The 8,321-nt window shown below is 40.3% G+C and carries 3 protein-coding genes; 2 read left to right on the top strand and 1 reads right to left on the bottom strand.

The features are described from left to right. Positions 1-24: 24 nt before the first annotated feature. Positions 25-945, bottom strand: a complete 921-nt coding sequence (lipA, locus tag F8S12_RS06695) for a lipoyl synthase (RefSeq protein WP_196515546.1) — start codon at positions 943-945, stop codon at positions 25-27. Positions 946-1,294: 349 nt separating this feature from the next. On the opposite strand from lipA, the gene F8S12_RS06690 reads away from it, so the two are divergent. Then, positions 1,295-1,969, top strand: a complete 675-nt coding sequence (locus F8S12_RS06690; protein WP_196515547.1) for a response regulator — start codon at positions 1,295-1,297, stop codon at positions 1,967-1,969. A 586-nt stretch (positions 1,970-2,555) separates the two neighbouring features. Then, entirely contained in the window at positions 2,556-8,252 is a 5,697-nt protein-coding gene (locus tag F8S12_RS06685) for an ATP-binding sensor histidine kinase (RefSeq protein ID WP_196515545.1), read from the top strand. The last annotated feature ends 69 nt before the right edge of the window (positions 8,253-8,321 follow it).

Below are 8,321 nucleotides of genomic sequence, written 5' to 3'. Positions count from 1 at the left end.
GCCCCCTGCTCCCCTGCTTCATCCCTACTCCCCACTCCCCACTCCCTCCTCTCCAGCATGGTAGGAACTGCGAACCAGAGGGGCAGAACGAACGTGGCTGAATCCCATTTCCCATGCTAATCTGCCGAGTTGAGCAAATTCTTCTGGAGTCCAATATTTTTGGACGGGCAGATGTTCTAAAGAAGGACGCATGTACTGTCCGATAGTCAAGCGATCGCACCCCACAGCCCTTAGATCGGCCATTGCTTCGACAATTTCATCGGTAGTTTCTCCGTGTCCCAGCATCAAACCTGATTTGGTGGGAATTGTCGGATCGATTTCTTTAACCATAGCCAGTACCAACAGCGAGCGATCGTACTTGGCTCCCCGGCGCACTGGCCCAGTTAACCGTTTCACTGTCTCGATATTGTGATTGAAACAAGCTGGTTTGGCTTCCACAATCGTGGCTATTCGCTGGCGTTGACCTTCTTCCCCAATACCAGCACCACCCCAAAAATCTGGGGTCAGCACTTCAATTTGAGTCTCTGGGTTGAATTGGCGTATAGTCGCGATCGTCTTCACAAAGTGCCCTGCGCCCTGATCGGGCAAGTCATCACGGGCTACAGAAGTCAGCACCACATAACGCAATCCCAAAAGCTGCACCGCCTCAGCTACCTTTTGCGGTTCATCTAAATCAAGAGGCATTGGTGCATGACCTTTATCTACTTGACAGAAAGCACAAGAGCGTGTACAAGTAGGCCCCATTAGCAAGAAAGTTGCAGTTTTTTGGGCATAGCACTCTCCCCGATTGGGGCAACGTCCTTCTTCACAAATCGTATGAATTTGGCGCTGCTTAATAATGCGTTGTACGGTAGAGATTTCGCTGGCTTTGCCAATAGGGCGACGTAACCAGCTAGGCATTGCCGTAATTTCAGACTTTAGTTCGGTTTGTTGTGACGAAATCATAGACATCTAAGCAAGATGCGGATATGGAGTAGTGGTCTGTCAATTAACAAATCATAGATAAGAATAGACGCAGGAAGCGGGAGACGCAAAGACGCTCTTAATAAAGCACCATATCTTCGTGTCCTCATGTCCCTTATGCCCTAAATCAAAGCTAAAGCCTTAAATATCACCATGACACAAATTGAAAAGAGCGCAAGCAAAAGTTTTGCAAAACACTTTTATCAATGTCATTTATACGGAAATCTACTATCCCCCAATTGCTAGAAATTTTGTATATAGTGGGGGAATTCTCAATGACAATCGGCAAAGTCGCTATTTATACTTAAAATTTCTGTTAGAGAAAATAGTCGTGGCAACCAACAAGATTTTAGTTATCGATGACACTACAGTTGTCAGGGTAAAAGTACGCGAAATGTTGCCTCCAGGCAATTTTGAAGTACTGGAAGCAAAAGACGGTGTGGAAGGACTAAATTTCATCCTTCAGGAAAAACTCAGCCTGATTATGCTGGATTTCCTGTTGCCTAAAATGAGTGGCTGGGAAGTTTTCCAGCAAGTTCAAGCCCACCCAGAGTTAAGGAAAATCCCTTTGGTGATCATGTCTGGTCGCAAGGAAGAGGTAACTGAGAAAATCACAGAACCATTTGAACATTTTGAATTTCTGGGCAAGCCTTTTGATCAGAAGCAACTAATTAGCGCAATTAAGTTAGCTATGAGCAAGGCGAAACTACCACGCCCGGAACTAGTCTCAGTAGGAGCGGTTGCTGTCAAAAATGGCACAGTTGTAACTTCTGCTGTCGCCAATGATCCGGTAGCAGAGCCTAGTGCTGCAAATATTGCGATGCCTACGGTGGTCACTGAGCAGCGCCAAAGTGCGGCAAGCAATGCAACTCCTAGTGCCGGAGGAGCGTCCGACGCAGAAATTAATGCGTTGAACGAGAAAATGGTCAAAATGCAAGCAGAAATTGATGCTTTGAAGAAACAGCTAACTCAGGTTGTGACTTTTATTAAACAAAAAATCAAGTAGCATTTGTACTCGTTATTATTATCGCAGCCGAAAATACCTCGTCTCTAATGACGGGGGTTCGATTAAAAGCGGGTAAAAATAGCTAGTTCAAAAACATTTATGTTGACAACAAAATTCAAAAACAGGAAAAAATAACTAGCAATTATCTGCACCTCTATAATTTTTGAATTCCCCGTTCGCGTAGCGTCTACGCAGGAAAAGGGGTTCAACTTATTTGTTAGTCTACAAAGCAGCCTAGTACCCACTAAAAAAGCCGCCGTTTGCTCTTAAGCTAAGGACAACGGAGGCTTTTTTGTTATTTGGTCTACTAGGTACAAAATCTGTGTCTAAACGTGATAGCTAATTGACAGATCGAAAGCAGCAAGAGCAACTATTTACCAGAGAAAGTTGATAGCAATATGGTTGCAAAACTTACTCCTTTATACCAGAATTAGCATTTTCAGAATCATATAGTTTAATATGAGGAATTTATTAAAAATTATATTTTAAAATACAAATTAAACAAAAAAATCATATTTTATGATATCGCTAGTCTTCAAATGGGAATAATAAGCCATAGAAACAAGAATTATGAGCATAGTCTGCAATGCTAGTAGTATTAGATACATTATGTGCGTTTCCTGGCTATCGCATTACCGAGCAAATCTACTCAGGCAGTAAAACCCTAGTTTATCGGGGCATCAGAGAAAAAGACCAAAAATCAGTGGTTCTCAAATTGATGCGGAATGAATATCCTACGTTCGGGGAAATCGCCCAGTTCCGCAATCAATATATCATTAGCCAGAACCTCGATATTCCTGGGATAGTTAAAACCTATAGCTTAGAAAACTACCGTAACAGCTACATCTTAGTGATGGAAGATTTTGGCGGCATTTCCCTCCAAGACTGGCGACTAGAGAACAAGGAGAAGGAGAAAAACAGAGTTTCTCTAAACGAGTTTTTTGACATCGCCATTAAAATTACTTCTATCCTTGAAGGACTGCATCGCGATGCCTCCGGCGGGCAAGGCCTACGCATCATTCACAAAGACATCAAGCCTGCCAACATCCTAATAAACCCTACCACAGATGAAATAAAACTCATCGACTTTAGTATTGCCACCCTCCTACCAAGAGAAATTCAATTTCTCACGAATCCCAATATCTTAGAAGGTACCCTAGCTTACATTTCCCCAGAACAAACCGGAAGAATGAACCGAGGTATTGACTACCGCACTGATTTTTATTCACTTGGTGTTACCTTCTTTCAACTCCTCACCGGACAGTTACCCTTCACCAGCAAAGATCCGATGGAGTTAGTTTACTCTCACATTGCCAAACAACCACCAAAAGCCAGCCGGATTAACTCCACTATTGCGCCAATTTTGTCTGACATCATCAGCAAGCTGATGGCAAAAAATGCCGAAGACCGCTATCAGAGTGCTTTAGGGTTAAAGTATGACTTGGAAGTGTGCCAAAGACAGTGGCAAGAAACAGGAAATATTGCATCCTTTGAACTAGGCGTGAGGGACATCTCAGACCGTTTTGTAATCCCCGAAAAACTCTATGGTCGCCAAAGTGAAGTTGAAACCCTACTCGCTGCTTTTGGGCGCGTGGCAGGTGGGACAACAGAAATGATATTAGTTGCAGGTTTCTCTGGCATTGGCAAAACTGCTGTGGTCAATGAAGTTCACAAACCTATTGTGCGGCAGCGTAGTTACTTCATAAAAGGAAAATTTGACCAGTTTCAACGCGACATTCCCTTATCAGGATTGGTGCAAGCTTTTCGAGATTTAATTGGGCAACTGCTCTCGGAAACTGATGCCCAAATTCAACACTGGAAAGCCAAAATTCTGCGGGAGTTAGGTACACAAACTCAGGTGATTATTGATGTAATTCCTGAACTGGAAAAGATTGTTGACAAGCAACCTCCAGTTACAGAACTCTCTGGCAATGCTGCCCAGAATCGTTTGAATTTATTGTTTCAAAAATTCATCCAAATCTTCACGACAAAAGAACATCCCCTAGTTATCTTTATCGATGATTTGCAATGGGCAGATACAGCATCTTTAAAATTAATTCAGTTATTAATGTGTGAAAGCGCGTTGTCTTCTGTTTCAGAAGGAACAGAACAGATGCGTGAAACTAAGGGGGGGTTATTATTAGTTGGTTCCTATCGAGATAATGAAGTTTCAAAGGCACATCCGCTTTATTTGACACTACAGGAGATTGAAAAAGCAAAAGCAATCATTAATACGATCATCCTTACACCCTTAAATCAGGATGATTTAAATCATCTCATTGCTGATACTCTTCATTGCCCTGAAGTAGTTGCTACTCCTCTCACTCAAATGGTGTTTGCCAAAACTAAAGGCAACCCCTTCTTTTCCGTCCAATTCCTCAAGTCTTTACACGATGATGGGTTAATTGTATTAAATTTTGATGTTGGTCATTGGCAGTATGATATTTCAAAAATAAAAGAATTAGCTCTCACAGATGATGTAGTAGAATTTATAGCGCTTCAAATAGAGAAATTGCCAATAAATACCCAAAAAGTTCTCAAACTTGCTGCCTGTATTGGTAATCAATTTGACTTAAAAACTCTGGCGATCGTCAATGAAAAATCTGTAGTAGATACAGCATCCGACTTGTGGCAAGCATTACTTGATGGGCTAGTTTTACCACAGACTGAAAATTACAACATCTTTTCTAAAGATAATACTAATCAGGAATTTATTGTTAATGAAATAGAATCTACACAATTCCCAATTTCTAATTTACAGTTACCTAAATATAAATTTGTACATGACCGAGTACAGCAAGCCGCTTATTCTTTGATTCCCGAAGAACAAAAAAAGCCAATTCACTTAAAAATTGGGCTACTGTTATTGAACAATATTCCAGTTGCAGAACAAGAAGAAAAGATTTTTGAGCTTGTCAATCAGTTTAATATCGCAGTGGAATTCATCTCTCCTCAACCTAAACGAGATGAACTAGCCCAGATGAATCTAATTGCTGGACGTAAAGCTTTAGCATCAACAGCTTATCCAGCAGCAGTTAAATATTTAACTATCGGCATCCAATTACTGGTAAGCGATAGTTGGGAAACAAAACATGATCTCACCCTAGCTTTATATGAGACTGCAACAGAGGCAGCATATTTAGCTGGCAACTTTGAACAGATGGAGCAACTAGCAGAGGTGGTATTGGTACGTAAACCACTGCTGGAAAAAGTAAAAGTTTATGAAGTCAAAATTCAAGCTTACGGAGCGCAGAACCAAGCACTAGAGGCTATAAATACTGCACTCACATTTGTGAAACTTTTGGGAGTGGAATTTCCCGAACGTCCAAGCGACTCTGATATTGAGTTAGCAATGGCAGAATTAACATCAAATCTCAACGGTAGTCATATTGAAGACTTAATTAATCTACCGGAGATGATAAAAGCAGAACCTCTAGCAATAATGCGTATACTAGCAACTGTAAACCCTATTACCTATGCAGTTGCTCCTAAACTTTTTCTGCTAATTGTTTTGAAAAAAATCGAATTATCGCTCAAATATGGGAATGCTCCCTTATCTGCCTTGGGCTATAGTAATTACGGGTTAATACTCAGCAGTTTAGTAGTAGATATTGAGTCTGGCTATCAATTTGGAAAACTAGCTGTTAATCTGGCAGATAAGCGGAATGCTAAAGATGTTAAAGCTAAAGTTATGCTGGGATTTAACACAACTATCCGGCCTTGGAAGGAACATATTAGAGAAGTATTAAAACCTTTATTGGAGAGCTATTATACTGCACTAGAAATAGGAGATTTAGAATATGCAGCTTATTATCTCCACTCTTATTCCTACTCTTCATATTTCATTGGTAAAGAACTCACAGAGCTAGAACGTGAGATGCTAACTTACAGGAATATCATCAAACAAATCAACCAAAAAACAGTATTTAACTGGATTACCATCTACCAACAGAGTGTCTTGAATTTGCTAGGAAATGTAGTAAATCCCTGTCATTTAATTGGTGAAGCTTATGATGAGGAAAAAATGCTGCCGCTTTACCTTGACACGAAGGATGTCATGGGAATTTTCTATTTATATGTAAGTAAAATCCATCTATGTTACCTATTTCAAGAATATTCTTCAGCCTTGGAAAATGCTAATTTAGCAGAAAAGTATTTACAAGGTGGTATAGGACAGCAAGTGACTCCTATTTTCTACTTGTATGATTCACTAGCACAACTGGCTGTATACCTTAAGGCATCGGATTATGAGCAAAAGTGCATTTTGGATAAGGTTCAAGCGAATCAGGAAAAAATGGAGCATTGGGCACATCATGCTCCGATGAATTATTTACATAAATATTATCTTGTAGAGGCTGAACGGCATCGGATTGGTGGTCAATATCTCGAAGCAATGGAATTCTACGATCGCGCTATTTCACTGGCCAAAGAACATGAATATATTAATGAAGAAGCCCTCGCTCAAGAACTTACCGCCAAATTCTATTTAGAATGGGGTAAACATAAGATTGCTCAAACCTATTTAACAGATGCTTACTATAGCTACGTTCGCTGGGGAGCGATCGCCAAAGTTGACGATTTAGTAAAACGCTATCCCCAATTACTCGCTCCTATATTTCAGTCAGAAAAACTGAGTATCCATTCCAGCCAGGAAACTGCTTCTTTCAATAACACATCTATATCATCTTTATCTACCCTGAGTAATCAACAAACTGTTATTGCCTCGAAGACAAGTATTTCTGACTCTCTGGATTTAGCCGCATTCATTAAAGCATCTCAAGCACTTTCTGGGGAAATCGAGCTTGAGCGACTACTTTCTACTTTAATGAAAGTTGTGGTGGAGAATGCAGGAGCCTCTAAATGCGCTTTGATTTTAAATAAAGGTGATAACTTAGCATTAACTGTCGCAGCTGTTTGTTCAAGTTCAACTTTTGAGCAGACTGACGCAGAGTTTCCATCAACTTCCCTAGAGTTAAGCTCCGATGTTCCCATTACTTTGATTAACTACGTTAAACGCTCCAGGGAAATTTTTGTGAGCGATAATGCAATGGCTGCTTCCTTTCTGGCAACTGATAGCTATATTCTCAATGAACAACCCAAGAGCATGTTGTCTGCACCTATTATTAATCAAGGCAAATTGATTGGGATTCTTTATCTAGAAAATAATCTGACGACAGGAGCATTTACACGCGATCGCGTCGAAGTTCTCAAACTCCTCACCACTCAAGCCGCAATATCCCTAGAGAATGCTATCCTCTATAAAAATTTGGCACAAGCTAAAGAAATATTGGAAGAATACAACCATACCCTAGAGGAAAAAGTCCAAGAAAGAACGAAGGAAATCAACGACAAAAATCACTGTTTACAAGAAGCTCTACAGGAATTGCAACGTACCCAGATCCAATTGATTCAAAGTGAAAAAATGTCTTCTTTGGGACAAATGGTAGCGGGAATTGCCCATGAAATCAATAACCCTATTAACTTTATTCATGGCAATATTAATCATGCTAGTGAGTATGTCCAAGACTTGCTAAATTTGGTAGCTGTTTATCAGCAAGAATATCCCAGTCCTTCGCCTTTGGTTGAGGAAAAAGCTGAGGAGATTGATCTGAATTTCCTAGCAGAAGACTTGCCAAAAATTCTAGATTCAATGAACGTCGGTAGTTCGCGTATCCGCAACATTGTCTTAGGCTTACGCAACTTTTCTCGACTCGATGAATCTGAGATGAAGCCTGTAGATGTTCATGAGGGAATAGACAACACCTTAATGATTTTGCAACACCGATTTAAAGAAAAGAGCGATTTTCCTGAAATTGAAGTCATTAAAGAATACGGAAAGTTACCGGAAGTTATTTGTTACCCTGGTCAACTCAATCAAGTGTTTATGAATATCCTGAGTAATGCGATCGATGCTTTAGAAGATTCATTTGTCATTGATCATCCATCATTGCGAAACGACAAAGAACAAATAGCAAAGGGCATAGATGCGTCTGTAGCTTCTCATAAAGTAGGACAAATTCACATCTTTACTGAACTAACAGATTCTAATACGGCGATAATTCGGATTGCCGATAACGGTTCTGGTATAACAAAAGCGGTGCAGCAGAAAATTTTTGACCCATTTTTTACCACCAAGGCGGTAGGAAGTGGCACGGGGTTGGGGTTGTCAATTAGCTATCAGATCATTGTGGATAAACACAAGGGTAGTTTAACCTGTGATTCCACATTAGGAAAGGGAACTGAGTTTACTATTGAGATACCGATGCAACAGTCAGATGTTTAGACTAGTGAAGTACTGTAACCTACAATTTTCAAAACCCAGTTTTTGTGACAAACTGGGTGATTTCTAAGA

Source organism: Nostoc sp. WHI, from assembly GCF_015714725.1.
Lineage (GTDB): Bacteria > Cyanobacteriota > Cyanobacteriia > Cyanobacteriales > Nostocaceae > Nostoc.
The sequence above is the reverse complement of the archived record's forward strand: the minus strand, read 5'-3'. Positions and strand labels throughout refer to the sequence as shown.

What these genes read in the sequence shown, in the direction of transcription:
- lipA (WP_196515546.1), bottom strand. Translation starts at nt 945, where the DNA reads ATGATTTCGTCACAACAAACCGAACTAAAGTCTGAAATTACGGCAATG.
- F8S12_RS06685 (WP_196515545.1), top strand. Translation starts at nt 2,556, where the DNA reads ATGCTAGTAGTATTAGATACATTATGTGCGTTTCCTGGCTATCGCATT.